24 protein-coding genes and 3 tRNA genes are annotated in these 21,730 nt (G+C 66.0%); 19 read left to right on the top strand and 8 right to left on the bottom strand.

Translation table 11 applies throughout. The annotated features are described in order from the left end of the window. Positions 1 to 26: 26 nt before the first annotated feature. Together sufB and VNJ47_01280 are read right to left on the bottom strand one after the other, a co-directional pair. A complete protein-coding gene (gene sufB, locus VNJ47_01285; GenBank protein ID HXG27466.1) occupies positions 27 to 1,484 on the bottom strand; it encodes a Fe-S cluster assembly protein SufB in 1,458 nt (485 codons plus the stop codon). Position 1,485: 1 nt separating this feature from the next. Next, positions 1,486 to 1,944 carry an SUF system Fe-S cluster assembly regulator gene (locus tag VNJ47_01280; GenBank protein ID HXG27465.1) on the bottom strand — a complete coding sequence of 153 codons (459 nt, stop codon included), beginning with the start codon at positions 1,942 to 1,944 and terminating at the stop codon, positions 1,486 to 1,488. Positions 1,945 to 2,067: 123 nt separating this feature from the next. Here VNJ47_01280 and VNJ47_01275 point away from each other — a divergent pair, with 123 nt between their 5' ends. Next, the gene (locus VNJ47_01275; protein HXG27464.1) at positions 2,068 to 2,520 is read left to right on the top strand and encodes a thioesterase family protein; all 453 of its coding nucleotides are present in this window, start codon (positions 2,068 to 2,070) and stop codon (positions 2,518 to 2,520) included. After that, the gene (locus VNJ47_01270) at positions 2,517 to 2,807 is read left to right on the top strand and encodes a SelT/SelW/SelH family protein (GenBank protein ID HXG27463.1); all 291 of its coding nucleotides are present in this window, start codon (positions 2,517 to 2,519) and stop codon (positions 2,805 to 2,807) included. The genes VNJ47_01275 and VNJ47_01270 overlap by 4 nt, the downstream gene beginning before the upstream one ends. Before the next feature lies 1 nt (position 2,808). Here VNJ47_01270 and VNJ47_01265 read toward each other — a convergent pair whose 3' ends face one another. Further along, positions 2,809 to 3,234, bottom strand: a complete 426-nt coding sequence (locus tag VNJ47_01265) for a DUF3293 domain-containing protein (GenBank protein ID HXG27462.1) — start codon at positions 3,232 to 3,234, stop codon at positions 2,809 to 2,811. A gap of 9 nt (positions 3,235 to 3,243) precedes the next feature. Then, positions 3,244 to 3,879 (bottom strand): BPSS1780 family membrane protein, encoded by a 636-nt coding sequence (locus tag VNJ47_01260; GenBank protein ID HXG27461.1) that lies wholly within the window; start codon positions 3,877 to 3,879, stop codon positions 3,244 to 3,246. A 123-nt stretch (positions 3,880 to 4,002) separates the two neighbouring features. Between VNJ47_01260 and VNJ47_01255 the strand changes: the two genes are divergently transcribed. Next, positions 4,003 to 4,440, top strand: a complete 438-nt coding sequence (locus tag VNJ47_01255; protein HXG27460.1) for a thioesterase family protein — start codon at positions 4,003 to 4,005, stop codon at positions 4,438 to 4,440. 59 nt (positions 4,441 to 4,499) lie between these two features. On the opposite strand, the gene VNJ47_01250 is transcribed toward VNJ47_01255, so the two are convergent. Further along, positions 4,500 to 4,994 (bottom strand): hypothetical protein, encoded by a 495-nt coding sequence (locus VNJ47_01250; GenBank protein ID HXG27459.1) that lies wholly within the window; start codon positions 4,992 to 4,994, stop codon positions 4,500 to 4,502. Positions 4,995 to 5,004: 10 nt separating this feature from the next. Beyond that, positions 5,005 to 6,372: an adenylosuccinate lyase gene (purB, locus tag VNJ47_01245; protein HXG27458.1), complete on the bottom strand. Its 1,368-nt coding sequence runs from the start codon at positions 6,370 to 6,372 to the stop codon at positions 5,005 to 5,007. An 88-nt stretch (positions 6,373 to 6,460) separates the two neighbouring features. On the opposite strand from purB, the gene VNJ47_01240 reads away from it, so the two are divergent. The 3 genes from VNJ47_01240 (at position 6,461) to VNJ47_01230 (ending at position 10,106) form a co-directional block, all read left to right on the top strand. Next, positions 6,461 to 7,882: a class II fumarate hydratase gene (locus VNJ47_01240; protein ID HXG27457.1), complete on the top strand. Its 1,422-nt coding sequence runs from the start codon at positions 6,461 to 6,463 to the stop codon at positions 7,880 to 7,882. Positions 7,883 to 7,961: 79 nt separating this feature from the next. Continuing rightward, a complete protein-coding gene (locus tag VNJ47_01235; protein ID HXG27456.1) occupies positions 7,962 to 8,561 on the top strand; it encodes a TIGR00645 family protein in 600 nt (199 codons plus the stop codon). A gap of 12 nt (positions 8,562 to 8,573) precedes the next feature. Beyond that, complete coding sequence (locus VNJ47_01230) at positions 8,574 to 10,106, top strand: fumarate hydratase (protein HXG27455.1); 1,533 nt, start codon at positions 8,574 to 8,576, stop codon at positions 10,104 to 10,106. A 229-nt stretch (positions 10,107 to 10,335) separates the two neighbouring features. Here the strand turns inward: VNJ47_01230 and VNJ47_01225 are convergent, their stop codons facing one another. After that, positions 10,336 to 11,310 (bottom strand): quinone oxidoreductase, encoded by a 975-nt coding sequence (locus VNJ47_01225; protein HXG27454.1) that lies wholly within the window; start codon positions 11,308 to 11,310, stop codon positions 10,336 to 10,338. 92 nt (positions 11,311 to 11,402) lie between these two features. On the opposite strand from VNJ47_01225, the gene VNJ47_01220 reads away from it, so the two are divergent. Then, the gene (locus tag VNJ47_01220) at positions 11,403 to 11,921 is read left to right on the top strand and encodes a disulfide bond formation protein B (GenBank protein HXG27453.1); all 519 of its coding nucleotides are present in this window, start codon (positions 11,403 to 11,405) and stop codon (positions 11,919 to 11,921) included. 11 nt (positions 11,922 to 11,932) lie between these two features. Next, positions 11,933 to 12,415, top strand: coding sequence for a ribonuclease E activity regulator RraA (rraA, locus tag VNJ47_01215; GenBank protein ID HXG27452.1), 483 nt, complete (start codon positions 11,933 to 11,935; stop codon positions 12,413 to 12,415). Here rraA and VNJ47_01210 read toward each other — a convergent pair. Further along, positions 12,406 to 12,993, bottom strand: a complete 588-nt coding sequence (locus tag VNJ47_01210) for a pseudouridine synthase (protein HXG27451.1) — start codon at positions 12,991 to 12,993, stop codon at positions 12,406 to 12,408. The genes rraA and VNJ47_01210 overlap by 10 nt on opposite strands. 178 nt (positions 12,994 to 13,171) lie before the next feature. Between VNJ47_01210 and aceB the strand changes: the two genes are divergently transcribed. From aceB to ccsA, 11 genes are all read left to right on the top strand, one after another. After that, a complete protein-coding gene (aceB, locus tag VNJ47_01205; GenBank protein HXG27450.1) occupies positions 13,172 to 14,773 on the top strand; it encodes a malate synthase A in 1,602 nt (533 codons plus the stop codon). A 19-nt stretch (positions 14,774 to 14,792) separates the two neighbouring features. After that, on the top strand, positions 14,793 to 16,103 hold the full coding sequence (gene aceA, locus VNJ47_01200; protein ID HXG27449.1) for an isocitrate lyase: 1,311 nt from the start codon (positions 14,793 to 14,795) through the stop codon (positions 16,101 to 16,103). A 160-nt stretch (positions 16,104 to 16,263) separates the two neighbouring features. Beyond that, complete coding sequence (gene uvrY, locus VNJ47_01195; protein HXG27448.1) at positions 16,264 to 16,923, top strand: UvrY/SirA/GacA family response regulator transcription factor; 660 nt, start codon at positions 16,264 to 16,266, stop codon at positions 16,921 to 16,923. Positions 16,924 to 16,957: 34 nt separating this feature from the next. After that, positions 16,958 to 18,784 carry an excinuclease ABC subunit UvrC gene (gene uvrC, locus VNJ47_01190; protein ID HXG27447.1) on the top strand — a complete coding sequence of 609 codons (1,827 nt, stop codon included), beginning with the start codon at positions 16,958 to 16,960 and terminating at the stop codon, positions 18,782 to 18,784. Next, positions 18,784 to 19,356, top strand: coding sequence for a CDP-diacylglycerol--glycerol-3-phosphate 3-phosphatidyltransferase (pgsA, locus tag VNJ47_01185; GenBank protein ID HXG27446.1), 573 nt, complete (start codon positions 18,784 to 18,786; stop codon positions 19,354 to 19,356). The genes uvrC and pgsA overlap by 1 nt, the downstream gene beginning before the upstream one ends. Before the next feature lie 65 nt (positions 19,357 to 19,421). Beyond that, positions 19,422 to 19,497 (top strand) — tRNA-Gly (locus VNJ47_01180). Between the two features lie 78 nt (positions 19,498 to 19,575). Continuing rightward, positions 19,576 to 19,649 (top strand) — tRNA-Cys (locus VNJ47_01175). A gap of 141 nt (positions 19,650 to 19,790) precedes the next feature. Continuing rightward, positions 19,791 to 19,877 (top strand) — tRNA-Leu (locus tag VNJ47_01170). Between the two features lie 35 nt (positions 19,878 to 19,912). Further along, positions 19,913 to 20,539: a cytochrome c biogenesis heme-transporting ATPase CcmA gene (ccmA, locus tag VNJ47_01165; protein HXG27445.1), complete on the top strand. Its 627-nt coding sequence runs from the start codon at positions 19,913 to 19,915 to the stop codon at positions 20,537 to 20,539. Continuing rightward, positions 20,536 to 21,210, top strand: a complete 675-nt coding sequence (ccmB, locus tag VNJ47_01160; GenBank protein ID HXG27444.1) for a heme exporter protein CcmB — start codon at positions 20,536 to 20,538, stop codon at positions 21,208 to 21,210. Before ccmA ends, ccmB begins: the two co-directional genes overlap by 4 nt. 10 nt (positions 21,211 to 21,220) lie before the next feature. Continuing rightward, positions 21,221 to 21,730, top strand: a 510-nt coding sequence (gene ccsA / locus VNJ47_01155) for a cytochrome c biogenesis protein CcsA (GenBank protein ID HXG27443.1), incomplete at its 3' end; no start/stop codon positions are given.

Genomic DNA, 21,730 nt, shown 5'->3' with positions numbered 1-21,730 from the left:
CGCGTTGATTTGCGGACATTAGTCTTTCAACCCACGGCGCCTTCCAGCGACACGCTCAGTAGCTTCTGTGCCTCGACGGCGAACTCCATCGGCAGTTCCTTGAACACCTGCTTGCAAAAGCCGTTGACGATCATGTTGACCGCGTCTTCCTCGGACAGGCCGCGCGAGCGGCAGTAGAACAGCTGGTCCTCGCCGATCTTGCTGGTGGTGGCCTCGTGCTCGAGCCGGGCGCTGGCGTTCTTGACCTCGGTATACGGGAAGGTATGCGCACCGCAGTGGTCGCCGATCAGCAGGCTGTCGCACTGGGTGAAATTGCGCGCGTTCTCCGCACTCGGCAGGATCTTGACCAGACCGCGATAGGCCTGCTGGCCATGGCCGGCGGAGATGCCCTTGGAGATGATCGTCGAGCGGGTATTCGACCCTATGTGGATCATCTTGGTGCCGGTATCGGCCTGCTGGTAGTTGTTGGTCAGCGCCACGGAGTAGAACTCGCCGACCGAGCCCTCGCCGCGCAGGATGCAGCTCGGGTACTTCCAGGTGATGGCCGAGCCGGTCTCGACCTGGGTCCAGGAGATCTTCGAGTTGCGCCCGCGGCAGTCGCCGCGCTTGGTGACGAAATTGTAGATGCCGCCCTTGCCATTCTCGTCGCCGGGATACCAGTTCTGCACGGTCGAATACTTGATCTGGGCGTCGTCGAGCGCCACCAGCTCCACCACCGCGGCGTGCAGCTGGTTTTCGTCGCGCTTGGGCGCCGTGCAGCCCTCGAGGTAGCTCACGTAGGCGCCTTCTTCGGCCACGATCAGGGTACGCTCGAACTGGCCGGTGTTCTGGGCATTGATGCGGAAATAGGTGGACAGCTCCATCGGGCAGCGCACGCCCTTGGGCACGAACACGAACGAGCCGTCGGTGAACACCGCGGAGTTCAGTGCCGCGTAGAAGTTGTCGCCGGTCGGCACCACGCTGCCCAGGTACGGGCGCACCAGCTCCGGGTGCTCGCGTACCGCTTCGGAGATGGAGCAGAAGATGACGCCGGCTTCCTTGAGTTTTTCCTTGAAGGTGGTGGCCACCGACACGCTGTCGAACACCGCGTCCACGGCAACGTTCTGCACGCCGGCCAGGATCTCCTGCTCGCGCAGCGGGATGCCGAGCCTGGCGTAGGTTTCCAGCAGCTTCGGGTCCACCTCGTCCAGGCTCTTGGGCCGGTCCTTCAGTGTCTTGGGCGCGGAGTAATAGGAGATCGCCTGGTAATCGATGGGCGGGTAGTGGACATGCGCCCAGCGCGGCTCGCGCATCGTCAGCCAGTGGCGATAGGCCTGCAGCCGCCATTCCAGCAGCCACTCCGGCTCCTCCTTCTTGTGCGAGATATGCCGGATGACGTCCTCGTTGAGGCCGGGCGGCAGCGTATCCGCGTCCAGCTCGGTGACGAAGCCGGCGCTGTACTCGCGCTTGACCAGCGCCTCGATATCCTGCGGGCGGGTAGCCATGTCAGGTCCCTCGGGCCTGCGCCCGGCGCAGCGGCACTTCCGTGCGCGGCGGGGGCGGGAAGGGTTCGGCCATCTCGGCCAGGGTCACGCCGTCCAGCGCTCGCTGCACGGCATGGTTGATGCGCAGCCAGTTGCCGCGCACCTGGCACAGCGACTCGATGCCGCAGCGGCCGTTGTGCGCGGCGCAATCGGTCAGTCCCAGCGGGCCTTCCAGCGCGGCGATGATCTGGGCCATGGTGATGTCGGCCGGTGGCCGCGCCAGCCGGTAGCCGCCGTGGGCGCCGCGGATGGAGACCAGCAATCCCTCGCGTGCCAGACGCTTGAGCACCTTGCTGACCGTGGGGACCGACAGGTGGGTATCGGCAGCCAGGTCCGCGGCATTGCGCAGGCGTTCCGGATCGCGGGCCAGGCCGGTCATGACGACCGTGGCGTAATCGGCAAGCTTGCTCGGGCGCAGCATGACGGATTCAATAGCCAGTGTGCGGACTTATATTAATGGGACCATTTTAGTCCGCATTTGCAGGGCCCGCAAGCTGCGGGAGTCCCGGCCCCGTGTGGAGGCGACTTCGGAATGGAATCGCAGATGTCTGAAATAAAATGGGATTTTCCTGATCCTTACCAACTGTCCCTGAAGGTCGCCGAAAGCGATACGGACGTCCTGGGCCATACCAACAACGTGACCTATCTGCGCTGGCTGGAGCAGGTGGCCTGGGCGCATTCCAAGGCCCTGGGCCTGGACTGGCCCGAGTACCACCGGCTCAAGCGCGCCATGGTCGTGCGTCGGCATGAACTGGATTACCTGGCCCCGTCTTTCCCCGGTGACGAGCTGGTAGCGGGCACCTGGCTGACCGGCAATGACGGCAAGCTGAGCCTGTGGCGGCGCTACCAGCTGGTACGTGTACACGACGGCGCAACGCTGCTGCGCGGGCGCACCCTGTTCGTCTGCGCCGATCTGGACAGTGGCAAGCCCCGACGTATGCCGCCGGAGTTCATCCGGGGCTATCCCGTGTCGCCGGCCCTGGACCCGGGCACATGACTGCGAACAGCCGGCCGCGCGTCGAAATCCGCTACTGCACCCAATGCCGCTGGCTGCTGCGCGCCGCCTGGCTGGCGCAGGAACTGCTGACCACGTTCCCGGACGAACTGGGCGAGGTGGCGCTGCGGCCCGGCACCGGCGGCGTGTTCGAAATCCGGCTGGGCGATGAACTGCTGTTCTCACGCGCCCGGGACGGCGGCTTTCCGGAGATCAAGGCCGTCAAGCAGGCGCTGCGCGACCGCATCGCACCCGGGCGCGACCTCGGGCACAGCGAGCGGAAGGATTGACTCAAGCCTCAGTCAGCCATAGCAGCCGCGGGGGCTCTCCATAGCGGGCATGCACGATGGCGTTCTGCCCGTACTGTCGGCCCAGGGCCTCGGCCGCTGCCAGCGGAATGTCCAGAATGAGGGCGCCGGGTTCGTCCGGCCAGACGCCGTCCGGGTCGCGATTACGGCTGTCCAGCCAGCGATAAGGCGAGGTTTCCAGCCAGCGCCGGAAATTTTCCAGGCGCGCGGCATTCTCCTCCGCGCACAGGGCGACAGAGGCGGGGTTGCAGGGGGTGACGATGGCCCATTGCCGGAAGTCCCCGGTCTCGGCGGTGAGGGCGACCTCGGCCCCGGCATCATGGCGGTCGATGCTGAACACCAGCCGGCGTGCGCCGGCCTGCACGCAGTATTCAGTCCGTCGGTAGTGCGCCTCGAGGTCGGCGGCCATGTCTGCGCCTCAGATCACCTGGCGGTAACCGGCATACACCGCACCGACCATCACGGGCAGGTAGACCAGCAGGCCCAGGCCGAGCGGGATCATCGCGAGAATCATCAACAGCAGGGCCAGGCCGAGGAATACCGCGACCGCCAGCGGCTGTGCCAGGCAGGCCCGCAGGCTGGCCGGCACCGCCTCGACAGCGGTTTTGTTGCCGAGCATGACCAGCGGCAGCCCGAACAGCAGTGTGCAGGCACCGGCCAGGGATAGCACGAGGCCCACCAGCGTCGTCAGTTCCTGCGGCAATGCCAGCCCCATCACGCCTTTCTGCAGGAGCGTGACGGCCAGCGGCACCAGCCCCAGCAGTACCAGCTGCAGCAGCCTCGGCTGGTCCTGGAAGGCCCGGAACAGATGCTCGGGCGCCAGCGCACGGCCCTGGTCCAGTTCGCTGGCGCCGAACAGCAGCCCGGCGATCAGGGCCGGCGTCAGCAGCGCGGCCAGCAGCGCGCCGACGACCGGCACCATGTTGAGCACGAACAGACTGACGATGTAGATCAGGGTCAGGACCACCCACACCACCGGGTTCTTCAGGAACAGCCGCCAGCCGCGCACGATCCATTGCCACGCATCGTTCGCACCGAGGGAGGCTTGCGCCATGGGGACACCTGCAGTTGGGCATGCAGCCGGGGCTGCGGCAGGCTGAGCATAGCCTGACGGCATGGAACTGTCAGGTACTGCGGGCTGCTAAGATGCCTGGCTGATAATGGAGAGCCTGACGCCATGAGCGATCGCAGCCAGTTTCGCCATTTCACGCCGCTGCCGGTGCAGTGGGGCGACATGGACATGCTGGGACACGTCAACAACGTAATCTTCTTCCGCTACGCCGAGAGCGGGCGCATTGCCTATTTCGACCGGCTGCTGGGCAACGATCCCGACATCTGGGGCGGCGAGGGCCCGATCCTGGCCGAGATCCAGTGCCGCTTCATCCGCCAGCTGCGCTACCCGGCGCAGCTCGACGTCGCCACGCGCACGCTCAGGATCGGCGGGCGCAGCCTGACGCTCGAATGCGCGATGTTCGTGCAGGGCGAGGATGCGCCGGTGGCGACCTCACGCGCGGTGGTGGTGTGGTTCGACTATCGCCAGCAGAAGGCCGCGCCGGTGCCGGAGCGGCTGCGCGTGGCCATTCGCGGATTCGAAGCGGTGCTACCCGAAGAATGAGTCTTGCGTGTTGTGGGTGCGTTCGCGACTGCGAACGCATACCTGCACGTAGTGCATTCTCAAGTATTCAGCCGGCGCAAGCCCTGCACGATCTCGCCCCCGGTCCAGAGCCCCTCGAAGCGGCGCAGCCATGGGCTCGCCTGGCGCGGGTCATCGGGGAAGTAACGGGCCTGCATCGTGTCCGGCGATTCCCGATAGAGCAGGGCGTTCTCGTCCGCGATCAGCACTTCGCCGGTCAGCTGCTTGTCCTGTTCGTTCAGTTCGCGCAGTTCGATGAAGCTGGACAGCCGCCGGGCCAGCTCGACGAGGCGGTGGCCGCTGCGGCTGGCCCAGTCGGGCGAGTGGATCAGGATCCGCACCCTGGCGCGCGCATGCTGGGTGGCCAGCTTTTGCACCGCCTGCACGAAATCGGGATGGCCGTAGATTTCGCGCTCGAAGGCGTAAGTCAGGATATTGAGCTGCAGGCGCGCACCGCGCACGAGCGCGCAGGCCGCCTCCCGGAATTCGATGTGGCTGTTGAGCTCGCGGGTCGGAGCGGGTTCTGCTTCGGTCATGAACCGGAGTCTATACCGAGCGCGCCTGCTGTGCGGCGTTGCCGGTGTAAGTGTCCGGCCGCAGTGCCAGCAGGTAGCGTTTGGCTTCTGCAGGCACCGCCAGCGATTCGATGAAGGCGCGCAGGGACGCCTGCGTCACTTCACGGCCGCGCGTGAGTTCCTTGAGCTTCTCGTAGGGCTTTTCGATGCCGTAGCGGCGCATGACGGTCTGCACCGCCTCGCCCAGCACTTCCCAGTGCCGGTTGAGCTCGTCGCGCATCGCCTGTTCGTCGGCTTCCAGCTTGCCGATGCCGCGCAGCACCGACTGGTAGGCGATGGCGCTGTGCGCGATGCCGACGCCGAGATTGCGCAGCACGGTGGAGTCCGACAGGTCGCGCTGCCAGCGCGAGACCGGTAGCTTGTCGGCCAGGTGCCCCATGATGGCGTTGGCCATGCCCAGGTTGCCCTCGGCGTTCTCGAAGTCGATAGGGTTGACCTTGTGCGGCATGGTGGACGAGCCCACCTCGCCTGCGACGGCACGCTGGCGGAAGTGACCGAGCGAGATATAGCCCCACACGTCGCGGCAGAAATCCAGCAGGATCAGATTGAAGCGCTCGACCACCGCGAAGTACTCGCCGATGTAGTCGTGCGACTCGATCTGCGTGGTGTGCGGGTTCCAGTTCAGGCCCAGCTGCTCGACGAAGCGCCGGCTGAGCGCGGCCCAGTCCACGTCCGGATAGGCGGCCAGGTGCGCGTTGTAGTTGCCCACCGCACCGTTCATCTTGCCCAGGATCTCGACCCGGGCCAGTTGCTCGCGCTGGCGGCGCAGCCGGTGCACGAAGATCGCCATTTCCTTGCCCAGGGTCGTGGGCGAGGCCGGCTGGCCATGGGTCCGCGACAGCATCGGCATGTCGGCGCAGCCGTGCGCCAGCTCGCGGATTTTAGCGATCAGCTCGTCCCAGGTCGGCAGCAGGTAGCGTTCGCGCGCCTCCCGCAGCATCAGGGCGTAGGCGAGGTTGGTGATGTCCTCGGAGGTGCAGGCGAAGTGGAAGAACTCGCTGACCGCCAGCAGCTCCTTGCTGCCCTCGATGCGCTCCTTGAGATAGTACTCGACCGCCTTGACGTCGTGGTTGGTGCTGTCCTCGATCGCCTTGACCCGCTGCGCCTCGTTCATGTCGAAGCCGTCCACCAGCTGGTCCAGCAGTCCGCCGGCCTTGTCGCTCAGCGGCGGCACCTCGGGGACGCCGGCATGTGCGGCCAGCGCCTGCAGCCAGCGCACCTCGACCTTGACCCGCTGCCGGATCAGGCCGTACTCGCTGAAGATCTCGCGCAGATCCCAGGTCTTGTCGGCGTAGCGGCCGTCGATCGGCGAAAGGGCGCTCAGGGACGTCAGTTTCATGGGCATCGGCTGGACGGCAGTGGGCGGGTGAACGCGCAAATGATACCGTAAACCCCGTCTTCACCCGGGCTTTTGCGGGGTGTGCGCGATGGCCAGACGACGAGCGAAACAGAGGCCCTTCCGCGTCGAACGGGACAGCATGGGTACGCTCGAGGTACCGGCGTCCGCCCTGTGGGGGGCGCAAACCCAGCGCGCGGTGCAGAACTTTCCGGTCAGCGGCCAGCGTATGCCGCGCGCCTTCATCCGCGCGCTGGGGCTGATCAAGGCTACGGCGGCGGAGGTGAACGCGGCGCTCGGGCTGCTCCACCCGCGTATCGCGCGCCGCATCGTCGAGGCCGCACTGGAAGTCGCCGATGGCCGGCACGATGCGCAGTTCCCGGTGGACGTGTTCCAGACCGGCTCCGGCACCTCCAGCAACATGAATGCGAACGAGGTGATCGCCGCGCTCGCATCGAAGCGGCTGCGCAGCCGGGTACACCCCAACGACCACGTCAATTACGGCCAGTCCTCCAACGACGTCATCCCGACCGCCATCCACGTCGCTGCGGCACTGGGCTTGCAGGAACGGCTGTTGCCGGCCCTGGAGCACCTGGCCAGGACCATCGAGCGCAAGGCCCGCAGTCTGAAGGGCATCACCAAGACCGGCCGCACGCATCTGATGGATGCGATGCCCGTGCGCTTCGACCAGGAGCTGGGCGGCTGGGCGCGCCAGATTCGCAACGACATCGCACGGCTGAAGGGCACTCAGCCGCGTATCCAGGCCCTGGCGCTGGGGGGTACCGCGGTCGGCACCGGCATCAACGCACATCCGGAATTCGGCGCGAAATTCGCCAGCGCATTGGCAAAGCGCACCGGCATCCGGTTCGTCACCAGCCCGGATTATTTCGAGAGCCTGTCGGCGCAGGACGCTGCCGCCGAGCTGTCCGGGCAGCTGAAGGTGACGGCAGTGTCGTTGATGAAGATCGCCAACGACCTGCGCTGGATGAACTCGGGGCCGCTGGCCGGACTGGGCGAGATCGAGCTGCCGGCGCTGCAGCCGGGCTCTTCCATCATGCCGGGCAAGGTCAACCCCGTGATTCCGGAAGCCACCTGCATGGTGGCGGCGCAGGTGATCGGCAATGATGCCGCGATCACGGTGGCGGCGTCTTCCGGCAATTTCCAGCTCAATGTCATGCTGCCGGTGATTGCGCACAACCTGATCCAGAGCATCGAGCTGCTGGCGAATGTCTCGCGCCTGTTGGCGGACAAGGCGGTCGCGGGCTTCCGCGTGCGCCGGGACAACATCCAGCGCGCGCTCGACCGCAATCCCATCCTCATCACCGCCCTCAATGCCGTGATCGGCTACGAGAAAGGCGCCGAGATCGCCAAGAAGGCCTACAAGCAGGGACGCCCGGTGCTGGACGTCGCGCGCGAAAGCACCAAGCTCGACGAGGACACGCTGCGCAAGCTGCTGGATCCCGTCGCGCTGACCGAGGGCGGCATCCAAGGGCCGGGCGGCGCCGGCGGTTGAAAGCCAGTCACAGGCTGCCGGCGCCGCCGGCAGCCTGTAGAATGACGCGCTCGTTCGTAAACCTCGTGCGGAATCCGTCATGGCCGAAACCCAGATCCAGGTCCCGACCCTCGGACCCTTGCCGTCCCTGATCTTCTCTTCCCGCTGGCTGCAGCTGCCGCTATACCTGGGTCTGATTGTGGCCCAGGGCGTGTACGTGGTGCTGTTCCTCAAAGAGCTTTGGCATCTGATCCATGGCGCATTCGCCCTCAACGAGCAGCAGGTCATGCTGATCGTGCTGGCGCTGATCGACGTGGTGATGATCTCCAACCTGCTGATGATGGTGATCGTGGGCGGCTACGAGACCTTCGTCTCGCGCCTGCGGCTACAGGGCCATCCGGACCAGCCGGAGTGGCTGAGCCACGTCAACGCCTCGGTGCTCAAAGTCAAGCTGGCCATGGCGATCATCGGAATCTCCTCGATCCATCTCCTCAAGACCTTCATCGAGGCCGGGATGGTCGGCGCCTATCCGCTCTGCTCGGCGGTGGAGGCCGGCGTGAAATGCGCCACCGCCAGCCAGGAGGGCGTGATCCTGCAAACCATCATCCACATGGCCTTCATCCTGTCGGCCATCGGCATCGCCTGGACCGACCGCATCATGCAGAGCGGTATCCAAGCGGCTCGCGCCGCACAGCACTGAGGCGGACAGCCCATGACCACGATCCGGCAGGACGATTTCATCCAGTCGATTGCGGATGCCTTCCAGTACATCAGCTATTACCACCCGCTGGACTACATCCGGGCGCTGGGCGAAGCCTATGCGCGCGAGGAATCGCCCGCGGCCAGGGATGCCATCGCGCAGATTCTGACCAACTCACGCCTGTGCGCGGAAGGCCACCGGCCGATCTGTCAGGACACCGGTATCGCGCTGGTCTTTCTGAAGGTGGGCATGAACGTGCGCTGGGACGCCACGCTGTCCGTGCAGGATATGGTCAATGAAGGGGTGCGACGCGCCTATCTCGACCCCGACAACAAGCTGCGCGCCTCGGTGTTGGCCGACCCGGCCGGCAAGCGGATCAACACGAAGGACAACACGCCGGCCGTCGTGCATTACGAGATCGTCCCCGGCGATCATGTCGAGGTGATCTGCGCCGCCAAGGGCGGCGGCTCGGAGGCCAAGAGCAAATTCGTGATGCTGAACCCTTCCGACTCGATCGTGGACTGGGTGCTGAAAACCGTGCCGACCATGGGCGCCGGCTGGTGCCCGCCGGGGATCCTGGGCATCGGCATTGGCGGCACGCCGGAGAAGGCGATGCTGCTGGCCAAGGAAGCGATCATGGCGCCGGTGGACATCCACGCGCTGCGCGCCCGGGCCGCGCGCGGCGACACGCTCACGCGCATCGAAGCGCTGCGGCTGGAACTCATGGACAAGGTGAATGCACTGGGTATCGGCGCGCAGGGCCTGGGCGGCCTCACCACCGTGCTGGACGTGAAGATTCTCGACTACCCGACCCACGCGGCGAACCTGCCGGTGGCAATGATCCCCAACTGCGCCGCCACGCGCCACGTGCACTTCGAGCTGGACGGCTCCGGCCCGGCGCGGCTGGAAGCTCCCCGCCTGGAAGACTGGCCGCAGGTCACCTGGCAGGCGAACACCGAAGTCGCGACGCGCGTGAACCTCGACACGCTGACGCGCGAGGAAGTCGCGGGCTGGAAGCCCGGCCAGATCCTGCTGCTCAACGGCCGGATGCTCACCGGCCGCGACGCCGCGCACAAACGCATCCAGGACATGCTCGCGCGTGGCGAGAAGCTGCCGGTGGACTTCAGCAACCGCGTGATCTACTACGTCGGCCCGGTGGACCCGGTGCGCGGCGAAGTGGTCGGCCCGGCCGGTCCGACCACCGCCACGCGCATGGACAAGTTCACGGAAATGATGCTGGCGCAGACTGGCCTGATCGCGATGGTCGGCAAGGCCGAGCGCGGGCCGGCCGCCATCGAAGCGATCAGGAAACACAAGAGCGCTTATCTGATGGCCGTCGGCGGCGCTGCCTATCTGGTGGCCAAGGCGATCAAGGCGGCAAGGGTGGTCGGCTTCGAGGATCTGGGCATGGAGGCCATCTACGAATTCGAGGTCCAGGACATGCCCGTGACGGTGGCGGTGGACAGCCAGGGCACGTCGGTGCACCAGACCGGGCCGAAGGAGTGGCAAGCGAAGATCGGCAAGATTCCGGTGGTGGCGGCGTAGTTTACTGATCAGCTTGCCAAATAGTGCGCACTTCGATGGACATACCGGCCGATTCCGTCATTCCGGCGAAAGCCGGAATCCAGTGACTTTCTGCGCCATTCCGCAAAGGCACTGGATCCCGGCCTGCGCCGGGATGACGGCAGGAAGTTACGCACTATTTGACGGGCTGCTCAGTAAGAGCGAGCGAAGGGCTTGGCGGCTTCCCTACACGAATGGCTCGCCGAGCCCTTCACGGAATCAGCAGCGTAGAACCCGTGGTTTTTCTCGCTTCCAGGTCGGCGTGCGCCTGTGCCGCCTCGCGCAGGGGATAGGTCTGGCCGATCTCCACCCGGATGATGCCTTTGGCCAACGCTTCGAACACGGCACTGGCGCCAGCCACCAGATCCTCGCGTTTTTTCGTGTAGTCCATCAGACTCGCACGGGTGAAGTACAGCGAGCCTTTCTTCATCAGCACCAGCGGGTCGAAGGGCGGTACCGGGCCGGAAGCGTTGCCGAAGCTCGCCAACAGACCCATCGGCCGCAGGCAATCCAGAGAGCCCTCGAAGGTCGCCTGACCGACCGAGTCATAGACCACGTCCACACCCTCGCCATGCGTGATTTCGCGCACCCGCCTGGCAAAGTCCTCGCGGTTGTAATTGATCACGTGATGGCAGCCGCGGCTCAGGGCCAGCGCGGCCTTCTCTTCCGAGCCCACCGTGCCGATGACCGTAGCGCCGAGCTGGCGGGCCCACTGGCATAGGATCTGGCCCACGCCCCCGGCGGCGGCATGCACCAGGATGCGCTCGCCGGACTTCACGGGCCAGGTGCGAAAAATGAGGTAGTGCGCTGTCAGGCCTTTGAAAATTGCGGCTGCGGCCGTCCGGTCATCCACCCCGTCCGGGACCCGCACCACGCGCGCAGCGGGCATCAGCCGCTGCTCGGCATAAGCGCCAACCGGTGGCCCGATCGTGGCGACCCGGTCACCCGGGCGCAGCCCTTCCACGTCCCGGCCCAGCGCCTCCACGACACCCACTGCCTCCATGCCCAGGCCGCTGGGCAGTGGCAGCGCATACAGCCCGCTGCGGTGGTAACAGTCGATGAAATTCAGGCCGATGGCGGTATTGCGGATGCGTACCTCGCCCGGGCCCGGCGCGCCGACCGTCACGGTCATCCACTGCATGACCTCGGGTCCGCCGGTGTGCTTGATGCGAATCGCGTGGCTCATGTTCCTGTCCGGTTGGCGTGGATCGTTTTCAGCGGGATTCTGTCAGAGAGAGTGGATTGCTGTCGCGTAAACGAGCCGTTAAGCTGCCGCGCGTGCTGTCAGCCGTACTCAATCTTCCCATCCGCCGGCGTTTCCTCGTGGGCTTTCTGGCCTGTGCGGGCGCCATGGGCTTCGCGCTCTACCTGGAGTACGGGCGCGGACTCGACCCCTGTCCGCTGTGCGTGCTGCAGCGCGTGGCCATGATCGCCGCAGGGCTGGTGTTCCTGGGCGCCGCGCTGCAGGACCCCAGGGGCTGGGGTCGTTACCTGTATTCCGCGCTGGCGTTCGCGGCCGCTGGCGTCGGCGCGGCCATTGCCGGCCGGCATGTCTGGCTGCAATCCCTGCCGCCGGACCAGGTTCCGGCCTGCGGCCCGCCGCTGGAGCACCTGATGAAGATCATGCCCTGGCGCGACGCACTGGCCTTCGTGCTGAAAGGCGAGGGCAGCTGCGCCGCGGTCGAGGGCATCTGGCTGGGCATCACCCTGCCAGGCTGGACGCTGATCGGGTTCTTACTGGTCGCCGTGTGGGCGGTCTATTGCGTCTTGCCCGGGCGGCCTTCGATAGCTGAGTGAAGGAGCCTCGTATGACTTTTGCGACCACCGATCTGTCGGATGCCCACCCCGAAGCCCAGGTTTGCGAGCCGGTATTCCGCGACTTCGGCGGCAAGATCGCCTTTCATGGCCCGATCAAGACGCTGAAGATCTTCGAGGACAACGCACTGGTGCGGGCCACACTGGAAACGCCGGGCGAGGGTAGGGTGCTGGTGGTGGATGCCGGCGGCTCGCCCCGCTGCGCGGTAGTGGGCGGCAATCTCGGCCAGCTGGCGGTCAGGAACCACTGGGCGGGCATTGTCGTCTACGGCTACATCCGTGACTCGGGGGAAATCGGCGCACAGGCCATCGGGGTGAAGGCACTGGGCCTGCATCCGCGCAAGAGCGAGAAGGGCCTGCACAGTGCCCAAGCGGATCGCGTGCTCAGCTTCGCGGGCGTGACCTTCCGGCCAGGCGCGTGGCTGTATGCAGACGCCGATGGCATCCTCGTCTCCGAGCGACCGATTCACGAATAACCGCGCACCCCTGCACGGCCGAGCAGTTGGCCGACCTCGCCGGTGGACAGTTGGCGCCACTGGCCGGGCAACAGCCCGTCGAGTCCGACCGGCCCGATCGCCAACCGGACCAGGCGCAGGGTCGGATGGCCGGCCGCGGCCGTCATGCGTCGCACCTGGCGGTTGCGGCCTTCATGGATTTCCAGCTCGAGCCAGCGGGTCGGCACCGATTGGCGGAAGCGCACGGGCGGATCGCGTGGCCACAGCCAGTCGGGCTCCGTGACGAGTCGGGCCCGCGCCGGGCGCGTGCGACGCCCCTCCAGGATCACGCCCTGCCGGAGCCGGTCCAGCGCGGCGGGCGCCGGCTGACCCTCCACCTGCACCAGGTAGCGTTTCCAGAGGGCGTGACACGGATCCGTGATGCGGGCCTGTAACACGCCATCATCGGTAAGCAAGACCAGGCCCTCGCTGTCCAGGTCGAGTCGTCCGGCGGGGTAGACGTCGGGCACCGGCAGGTAATCACGCAGCGTCGGGCGCCCGGCGGCGTCCGTGAACTGGCACAGCACGCCGTAGGGTTTGTTAAAAGCCAGCAGCTTCATGCAGTTCAGCCATGCCAAACGCGGACGAAGCCGCTATAATACGCGCCCGTTTGGCGCGCGCCGCCCCGCGATGGGCGCCGGACGCGGGGATTTCCATGAGATCGAACGGATTCCGCCCGCTGCCAGGGCCGTGTCCGTTCGTGCGTACACCAACCGAAATGGGGAAGAGACAATCACGATGACGCCGACAGCCGTGAACCGGGGCGGGGCCGAGATTCTGGGTCCGATCAAGCCCGAGTACGATGCCATCCTCACCCACGAGGCCCTGGCCTTCGTCGTGCAGCTGGTGCGCAAGCACCGCCCACGCCTCAAAGAGCTGCTGGCCGCGCGCCAGAAACGCGCCAAGGAAATCGATGCCGGAAAGCTGCCGGACTTCCTGCCGGAAACCCAGTCGGTGCGCGAGGGCAACTGGAAAATCGCCGGTATCCCTGCCGACCTGCAGGATCGCCGCGTCGAGATCACCGGTCCGGTGGACCGCAAGATGATCATCAACGCCCTGAACGCGCCGGTGAAGTGCTTCATGGCGGATTTCGAGGACTCGCAATCGCCGACCTGGCACGGGCTGGTCGAGGGCCAGATCAACCTGCGCGATGCGGTGGACGGCAGCATTTCGTTCACGAGCCCCGAGGGTAAACAGTATCGACTCAAGGACAAGATCGCGACGCTGATCGTGCGCCCGCGCGGCTGGCACCTGCCGGAGAAGCACGTGAAGCTGGACGGCGAGGTCATCCCCGGCGCGCTGTTCGATTTCGGGCTGTTCTTCTTCCACAACGCCAAGAAGCTGCTGGCCAAGGGTACCGGACCGTATTTCTACCTGCCGAAGATGGAAAGTCATCTGGAAGCGCGGCTGTGGAACGACGTGTTCAACGACGCCCAGGATGCGCTTGGCATCGCCCGCGGCACCATCAAAGCGACGGTGCTGATCGAGACCATCCTGGCCGTGTTCGAGATGGACGAGATCCTGTACGAGCTGCGCGACCACATCGTGGGGCTCAACTGCGGCCGCTGGGACTACATCTTCAGCTTCATCAAGAAGTTCCGTAACCACCCGGACAAGATCATGCCGGACCGTCATTCGGTCGGTATGGACCGGCACTTCCTGAGCTCGTATTCACAACTCCTCATCAAGACCTGCCATCGTCGCGGCGCCATGGCCATGGGCGGCATGGCCGCCTTCATCCCGGTCAAGGACAACGCCGAGGCCAACGAAAAGGCTTTTGCCAAGGTACGCGCCGACAAGGAGCGCGAGGCCAAGAACGGCCATGACGGCACCTGGATCGCGCACCCCGGCCTGGCCCAGGTGGCCACCGAGGTCTTCGACCGCTTCATGCCCGGTCCCAATCAGCTGAACGTGCTGCGCGAGGACGTGCATGTCACTGCGAAAGACCTGCTGGACGTGCCCAAGGGCGACATCACCGAGGGTGGCCTGCGCAACAACATCAGCGTCGGCGTGCAATACATCGAGGCCTGGATTTCGGGTAACGGCTGCGTGCCGCTCTACAACCTGATGGAGGATGCCGCCACTGCCGAAATCTCGCGCACCCAGGTCTGGCAGTGGATCAAGCACCCGACTGGCGTACTGACCGACGGCCGCAAGGTCACGGTCGAGTTGTTCCGCCAGATCCTGGACGAGGAAATGGACAATATCCGCCGAGAAGTCGGCGACGAACGCTTCGCCAAAGGCCGCTTCACCGAAGCCAAGGCCATCATGGACCGCCTGTGCACCGACCCCGAGTGCGCGGACTTCCTGACCCTGCCGGCCTACGACTACCTTCCGTAACCCCTGAGGATCCCCTGAAATGAGCAGCAGAGACGAGCAGATCAAGGCCCTGGAGAAGGACTGGGCGACCAATCCCCGCTGGAAGGGCATCAAGCGGGCCTACTCGGCCGCCGACGTGGTCCGCCTGCGTGGCAGCCTGCAGATCGAGTACACGCTGGCCAAGCGTGGTGCCGAGAAGCTCTGGAAGCTGGTCAACGGCGGCGCCAAGAAGGGTTACGTGAATGCCTTCGGCGCGATCACCGCCGGCCAGGCGATGCAGCAGGCCAAGGCCGGCCTGGAGGCCGTGTACCTGTCCGGCTGGCAGGTCGCCGCCGACGGCAATACCTCCGAGACCATGTACCCGGACCAGTCACTGTACGCGTATGACTCGGTGCCGACGATGGTCCGTCGCATCAACAACACCTTCAAGCGCGCCGACGAGATCCAGTGGTCGCGCGGCATCGGCCCCGGCGACAAGGAATACATCGACTACTTCCTGCCGATCGTGGCCGACGCCGAAGCCGGCTTCGGCGGCGTGCTCAACGCCTTCGAGCTGATGAAGAACATGATCGCCGCAGGCGCCGCCGGCGTGCACTTCGAGGACCAGCTGGCCGCCGTGAAGAAGTGCGGCCACATGGGTGGCAAGGTGCTGGTGCCGACCCAGGAAGCCATCGAGAAGCTGGTGGCGGCGCGTTTCGCCGCCGACGTCATGGGCGTGCCGACGATCGTCCTCGCGCGCACCGACGCCGAGGCTGCCAACCTGCTGACCTCGGACCATGACGCCAACGACAAACCCTTCCTCACCGGTGAGCGCACCCAGGAAGGCTTCTTCCGCGTCAAGAACGGTCTCGAACAGGCGATCTCGCGCGGCGTCGCCTACGCGCCGTATGCCGACCTGGTGTGGTGCGAGACCGGTACGCCGGATCTCGGCTTCGCACGCGAGTTCGCGCAGGCCATCCACGCCAAGTACCCGGGCAAGCTGCTGTCCTACAACTGCTCGCCCTCGTTCAACTGGAAGAAGAACCTGGACGACAAGACCATCGCCAGGTTCCAGGACGAGCTGTCGGCGCTGGGCTACAAGTACCAGTTCATCACGCTGGCCGGTATCCATATCAACTGGTTCAACACGTTCAAGTTCGCGTACAACTACGCACGCGGCGAAGGCATGAAGCACTACGTGGAGATGGTGCAGGAGCCGGAGTTCAAGGCGCGTGAGCAGGGCTACACCTTTGTCTCGCACCAGCAGGAAGTGGGTGCCGGCTATTTCGACGACGTCACCACGGTGATCCAGGGCGGGTCCAGTAGCGTCAAGGCGCTGACCGGCTCGACCGAGGAAGAGCAGTTTCACTGACGGGCGCGACGCCGTTTCCCAGCAATTGGACAGGGCCGCCGTGTGCGGCCCTTTCCTTTTGGCGGCGCTGCGCAGGCATGGGGTGCCGGTGCTAATATCGGAGGTCTTCGCGGCGGGAGGAGGGGCCTGCGCGACAGACCCGACAGCCATGCGGACGGACATGATAACGGTAATGCTGGTCGACGATCACGCCCTGGTGCGGGCCGGCCTGCGGCGCATCCTGGATGCGGCCGAGGGCATCGAGGTCATTGCCGAGGCCAGAAGCGGCGAAGAGGCCCTGAGCTTCGCGCGCGAATGCCTCCCGGACGTCGTGCTCATGGACATCAACATGCCGGGCATGGGCGGCCTGGAGGCCACCCGGCGGCTGACCCAGCATCACGCCGGGCTCAAGATCCTGGCCGTCTCCATGCATTCCCGCGAACCCTATCCGAGCCAGATCCTCGCGGCCGGCGCAATGGGCTATCTCAGCAAGGACTCGCCGGCGGAAGAAGTACTGGCGGCGGTGCGCCAGGTCGCTGCAGGCCGGCGCTACATCTCGCCGGAAATCGCCGGTAACCTGGCGGCCAGCCTGATGCAGACCGGCAACGAGTCGCCGTTCTCGAGCCTGTCCCAGCGCGAGATGCAGGTGGTCATGATGGTGCTCAACGGCTGCAGCGTGCGCGAGATCTCCGAGCAGCTGCACCTGAGCCCGAAGACAGTCAGCACCTACCGCCACCGCCTGTTCGAGAAGCTGCGCGTCGACAACGACGTGGAGCTGACACGACTGGCCATGCGCTTCGGCCTGCTCGAGGACGCGAACGCCGACCGTTACGGCACCTGAGGGCGGGTTGGAACTCCGCGGACAGCCGTCCATCATGCCGGTGGCCGGTGACTTCGATCTCGATGCTTTTCTGAATCAGCTGACCAGTCGCCCGGGCGTGTATCGCATGCTCGATGCCGCCGGCGGCACTTTGTACGTCGGCAAGGCACGCAATCTCAAACGACGCGTGTCCAGCTATTTCACGCGTTCGGCCACGGATGCCAAGACCCAGGCGCTGGTGGGGCAGGTTGCGCGTATCGAGGTCACGGTCACCCAGACCGAGGATGAGGCATTGCTGCTGGAGAGCAACCTCATTAAGGCAGAGCGGCCGCGCTACAACGTCGTGTTCCGCGACGATAAGAGCTATCCCTACCTGTTCCTGTCCGGCGACCATCCCTTCCCGCGGCTGGCCTTCCACCGCGGCGCGCAACGCCGGCCGGGGCGCTATTTCGGCCCGTACCCCAATGCCGGTGCGGTGCGTGAAATGCAGGACGCGCTGCACAAGCTGTTTCGTATCCGCCAGTGCGAGGACAGTTTCTTCGCGCACCGCAGCCGTCCCTGCCTGCAATATCAGATCAAGCGCTGTAGCGCACCCTGCGTCGGTCTCGTCAGACGGGCGGACTATGCGCGGGACGTGGACGACGCCGCCCGCTTGCTGGACGGCAAGGCCGAAGCCGTCATGCAGGACTTGGTACGGCGCATGGAGCAGGCATCGGCCACGCTGGCATTCGAACAGGCGGCCCGCTACCGCGAACAGATCGCCGCCATCCGCCGCCTGCAGGAGCAGCCGTTGCAGGCGGGCGGCACCACCGACTGCGACGTGCTGGCGGCCGAAATCCGTGAGGGCGTGGGCGGCGTGGTGATCGTCTCGGTGCGCAATCGCCTGAACTTCGGGCACCGCAGCTTTTTCCCGCAAATGCCGGTCGGCGCCGACACTGCCGAGCTGTTGAGCGCCTTCCTCAGTCAGCATTATCTCGACCAGCCGCCGCCGCGCGAGATTCTGCTGTCGCAGGCGTTGCCCGAACGCACGCTGCTGGAGCAGGCCCTGTCGGCGCGTAGCGGCCGGCGCATCCGCCTGGTCACGCGGCCGCGGGGCGCGCGCCAGCGGCTGCTGCAGATCGCCCAGGCGACCCTGTCCCAGGCCCTCACGGCCCGGCTGGCCAGCCGGGTCACGACCGAAGAGCGGTTACAGAGCCTCCAGGCGGCACTGGGGCTCGAGTCGCCCCCGCAGCGCATCGAGTGCTTCGACATCAGCCACACCGGCGGAGAGCGCACCGTCGCAAGCTGCGTCGTGTTCAGCCATGGCGCACCGGACAAGGCCGGCTACCGGCGCTTCAACATCGAGGCTGTGCAGCCGGGTGACGACTACGCGGCCCTGCGCCAGGCCATCGGGCGGCGTTTTGCCCGCCTGAAGAAAGGCGAGGGCCGCATTCCCGACCTGTTACTCATCGACGGTGGCGCAGGTCAGCTCGCCCAGGGCCTGGCGGCATTACAGGAACTGGAGATCGACGGCGTACAGCTGCTGGCCGTGGCCAAGGGGCCCAGCCGCAAGCCCGGCCTGGAGCAGCTCGTGTTGCCGGGGCAGAGGTCGCCTCTTATACTGCCGGCCGACTCCCCGGCGCTGCATCTGATCCAGCAGATTCGCGACGAAGCGCACCGCTTCGCGCTCAGCGGCCACCGCCGCCGGCGCGAGCAGTCGCGCACGCGCTCGGCGCTGCAGGATATCGGCGGACTGGGTCCGGCCCGCCGCCAGCGGCTGCTCAAGGCTTTCGGAGGTATCCGGCAGCTGTCCCGCGCCAGTGTCGAGGAGATCGCACGCGTCGAGGGCATCAGTACCACGCTGGCCCAGAAAATATACGACCACTTCCACGAACACGCCTGATGCGCCTCAACCTGCCAACCTGGCTCACCCTGCTGCGCGTAATGGCGATTCCAGTTCTGGTCGTGGTGCTGTTCGCCGGTGAACGGCATCCCGACTGGCTGGCGGCAGGCATCTTCACGGCCGCGGCGATCACCGACTGGTTCGACGGCTGGCTGGCGCGCCGGCTCAAGCAGACCTCACCGTTCGGTGCCTTCCTCGATCCGGTTGCGGACAAGCTGATGGTGGCGGCGGCACTGGTCATGCTGATCTACGCCGATCCGCGTGCCATCGTCATGCTGCCGGCGCTGGTGATCATCGGCCGTGAGATCACCATCAGCGCGCTGCGGGAGTGGATGGCCGAACTCGGCCAGCGCACGCATGTTGCGGTCAGTACGATCGGCAAATACAAGACGGCGATGCAGATGATCGCCATCGGCCTGATGCTGCTCAAGGGCACGGTCTACGGCTACAGCATCTATCGCATCGGACTGGCCTGTCTGTGGCTCGCGGCAGTGCTGACCGTCTGGTCGATGGTCATGTATCTCAAGGCCGCCTGGCCCATGCTCAAGGGCGAGTACCCGGCCAAAACTTGACAGTACGGGGGGGCGACCTAAAATAACGCGCTCGATTCAAGTTTGTTTTTTGCAGGGAAAGACGCGCGGGAATAGCTCAGTTGGTAGAGCGCAACCTTGCCAAGGTTGAGGTCGCGAGTTCGAGCCTCGTTTCCCGCTCCAGTTTTCACAAGCAACGCCAACCCCGTTCCGGCAGGAATCACGTGGAACGGGGTTTTTGGTTTAAGAGGCCCCGGAATCGGCTCGGTGGCAGAGTGGTGATGCAGCGGACTGCAAATCCGCGTACGTCGGTTCAATTCCGGCCCGAGCCTCCATCACAAAGCCGCGCAGCCGCGGCTTTGTGATGGAGGCCTTGCCTCCGATGGGTTCCCATGCCCCCGCCAGCCATCACAGAGGGCTGGCGACCCCTAACTAAGGGGGTGTGTTTCTGCCAATATCGCGTGCACGTAGTGACAGCCCGGGTGGCGAAATTGGTAGACGCAAGGGACTTAAAATCCCTCGGCCGCAAGGCCGTGCCGGTTCGAGTCCGGCCCCGGGCACCATCGACAGCCGAGCAGGCCCGCAGGACTGCGCACGCATGAATCCCGCACCCGAAGGCCTCAGCGCCGATTCACTGGCCTGCCGGCGCGGCGGACGCCAGCTGTTCGCGGGCCTGTCCTTCGAGCTGCGCGTCGGCGAGGTCCTGCAGGTGGTCGGCGCCAACGGCAGCGGCAAGACCACGCTGCTGCGCATCCTCTGCGGGCTGCGCGCGCCGGACGCAGGCTCGGTCCGCTGGCAGGGACGGCCCATTGCCGAGGCCGATGACGCCTACACCGAGTCGCTGTCCTACCTGGGTTTCCAGTCCGGACTCAAGCTCGACCTCAGCCCGCGCGAGAACCTGGCCTTCGCGCGCTGCCTGGCACGTGGCCAGCGCCGCTCCGCGGCGCAGGCCTTGGAACTGCTGCGCCTGGACACCTATGCGGACCGGCCCTGTCGGCAGCTGTCCACCGGGCAGCTGCGCCGTGTCGCGCTGGCGCGCCTGCTGATGCAGGACACGCCCCTGTGGATTCTGGACGAACCGCTCACCGGCCTGGATCAGGCCGCGCGCACGGACTTCGAGCAGGCGCTGTTCGCGCATGCCGGCGACGGCGGCATGGTGGTCTTGACCACGCATCATCCGATCCGCGACGGCGCACGACTGCGGCAACTGGAGCTGGGTCGATGAGCGCGAGGGCCGCATTTGCCGGCGTGCTGCGGCGTGACCTGCAGCTTGGCCTGCGCCAGCGTAGCGATCTCATCCTGCCCCTGCTGTTCTTCGTCATGATCGTGTGCCTGTTCCCGCTCGGGACACGCCCCGAAGGGCAGCTGCTGGCCCGATACGGGCCGGCGATCCTCTGGATCGCCGCACTGCTCAGCACCGTGCTGGCGTTGGAGCGGCTGTTCCGCTCGGATTTCGAGGACGGCAGCCTCGAGCAGATCCTGCTCAGCCCCTATCCGACCGCCTGGCTGGTCTTGGCCAAGCTGCTGGCGCACTGGCTGAGCAGCGGGCTGCTGCTGGTGGTCATATCGCCGCTGCTGGCGCTGGTGCTGGGCCTGCCGCCGAAGGTGATCCCGGTCTTGACCCTGGGCTTGCTGCTGGGTACGCCTGTCTTGAGTCTGGTCGGCGCCATCGGCATGGCCCTGACCGTAGGCCTGCCGCGCGGTGGCATGCTGCTGGCGCTGCTGGTATTGCCTTTGTACACGCCAGTGCTGATCTTTGGCGCCAACAGCGTGTCCGCGGCGCTCGACGGCCTGCCGGTGCAAGGGCCGATGCTGCTCATGGCCGCCATGCTGGTGCTGGCGCTGACCCTGGCGCCGCTGGCCATCGCCGCAGCGCTGCGGCTGAGTGTGGAGTGATGCAATAAACATGTGGACCATCATCAAGACCGCCTTTCACAAGCTGGGCTCGCCGCCGACTTTTTACTGGCTGGCGGGCAGGCTGATTCCCTGGCTGGCGCTGGCCACTGCCGCATCGATGGCCTGGGGACTGTATGGCGGGCTCGTGCTGGCACCGGCGGACTATCAGCAAGGCGAGGGGTTTCGCATCATTTATGTCCACGTACCCAGCGCTTGGCTGTCGCTGTTCGTGTACGTGACCATGGCCGTGGCCGGCGTGGTGGCGCTGGTCTGGCGCATGAAGCTGGCCGAGGTCTGGATCACCAGCTCGGCGCCGCTGGGCGCCAGCTTCACCTTCCTGGCGCTGGCCACCGGCAGCCTGTGGGGCAAGCCGATGTGGGGCACCTACTGGGTCTGGGACGCGCGCCTGACCTCGGAGCTGGTCCTGTTGTTCCTGTACCTTGGTGTGATCGCGCTCAATGCCGCCATCGAGGACCGGCGCTCGGCCGCGCGCGCCTGCGCGCTGCTGGCGATCGTCGGT

It is taken from the genome of Nevskiales bacterium, assembly GCA_035574475.1.
Lineage (GTDB): Bacteria > Pseudomonadota > Gammaproteobacteria > Nevskiales > DATLYR01 > DATLYR01.
This window is presented reverse-complemented; position numbering and strand designations above follow the sequence as displayed.

Excerpts from the sequence above, each read along its gene's own strand:
- sufB (HXG27466.1), bottom strand. The coding sequence starts at position 1,484 with ATGGCTACCCGCCCGCAGGATATCGAGGCGCTGGTCAAGCGCGAGTAC.
- VNJ47_01280 (HXG27465.1), bottom strand. The coding sequence starts at position 1,944 with ATGCTGCGCCCGAGCAAGCTTGCCGATTACGCCACGGTCGTCATGACC.
- VNJ47_01275 (HXG27464.1), top strand. The coding sequence starts at position 2,068 with ATGTCTGAAATAAAATGGGATTTTCCTGATCCTTACCAACTGTCCCTG.
- VNJ47_01270 (HXG27463.1), top strand. The coding sequence starts at position 2,517 with ATGACTGCGAACAGCCGGCCGCGCGTCGAAATCCGCTACTGCACCCAA.
- VNJ47_01265 (HXG27462.1), bottom strand. The coding sequence starts at position 3,234 with ATGGCCGCCGACCTCGAGGCGCACTACCGACGGACTGAATACTGCGTG.
- VNJ47_01260 (HXG27461.1), bottom strand. The coding sequence starts at position 3,879 with ATGGCGCAAGCCTCCCTCGGTGCGAACGATGCGTGGCAATGGATCGTG.
- VNJ47_01255 (HXG27460.1), top strand. The coding sequence starts at position 4,003 with ATGAGCGATCGCAGCCAGTTTCGCCATTTCACGCCGCTGCCGGTGCAG.
- VNJ47_01250 (HXG27459.1), bottom strand. The coding sequence starts at position 4,994 with ATGACCGAAGCAGAACCCGCTCCGACCCGCGAGCTCAACAGCCACATC.
- purB (HXG27458.1), bottom strand. The coding sequence starts at position 6,372 with ATGAAACTGACGTCCCTGAGCGCCCTTTCGCCGATCGACGGCCGCTAC.
- VNJ47_01240 (HXG27457.1), top strand. The coding sequence starts at position 6,461 with ATGGCCAGACGACGAGCGAAACAGAGGCCCTTCCGCGTCGAACGGGAC.
- VNJ47_01235 (HXG27456.1), top strand. The coding sequence starts at position 7,962 with ATGGCCGAAACCCAGATCCAGGTCCCGACCCTCGGACCCTTGCCGTCC.
- VNJ47_01230 (HXG27455.1), top strand. The coding sequence starts at position 8,574 with ATGACCACGATCCGGCAGGACGATTTCATCCAGTCGATTGCGGATGCC.
- VNJ47_01225 (HXG27454.1), bottom strand. The coding sequence starts at position 11,310 with ATGAGCCACGCGATTCGCATCAAGCACACCGGCGGACCCGAGGTCATG.
- rraA (HXG27452.1), top strand. The coding sequence starts at position 11,933 with ATGACTTTTGCGACCACCGATCTGTCGGATGCCCACCCCGAAGCCCAG.
- VNJ47_01210 (HXG27451.1), bottom strand. The coding sequence starts at position 12,993 with ATGAAGCTGCTGGCTTTTAACAAACCCTACGGCGTGCTGTGCCAGTTC.
- aceB (HXG27450.1), top strand. The coding sequence starts at position 13,172 with ATGACGCCGACAGCCGTGAACCGGGGCGGGGCCGAGATTCTGGGTCCG.
- aceA (HXG27449.1), top strand. The coding sequence starts at position 14,793 with ATGAGCAGCAGAGACGAGCAGATCAAGGCCCTGGAGAAGGACTGGGCG.
- uvrY (HXG27448.1), top strand. The coding sequence starts at position 16,264 with ATGATAACGGTAATGCTGGTCGACGATCACGCCCTGGTGCGGGCCGGC.
- uvrC (HXG27447.1), top strand. The coding sequence starts at position 16,958 with ATGCCGGTGGCCGGTGACTTCGATCTCGATGCTTTTCTGAATCAGCTG.
- pgsA (HXG27446.1), top strand. The coding sequence starts at position 18,784 with ATGCGCCTCAACCTGCCAACCTGGCTCACCCTGCTGCGCGTAATGGCG.
- ccmA (HXG27445.1), top strand. The coding sequence starts at position 19,913 with ATGAATCCCGCACCCGAAGGCCTCAGCGCCGATTCACTGGCCTGCCGG.
- ccmB (HXG27444.1), top strand. The coding sequence starts at position 20,536 with ATGAGCGCGAGGGCCGCATTTGCCGGCGTGCTGCGGCGTGACCTGCAG.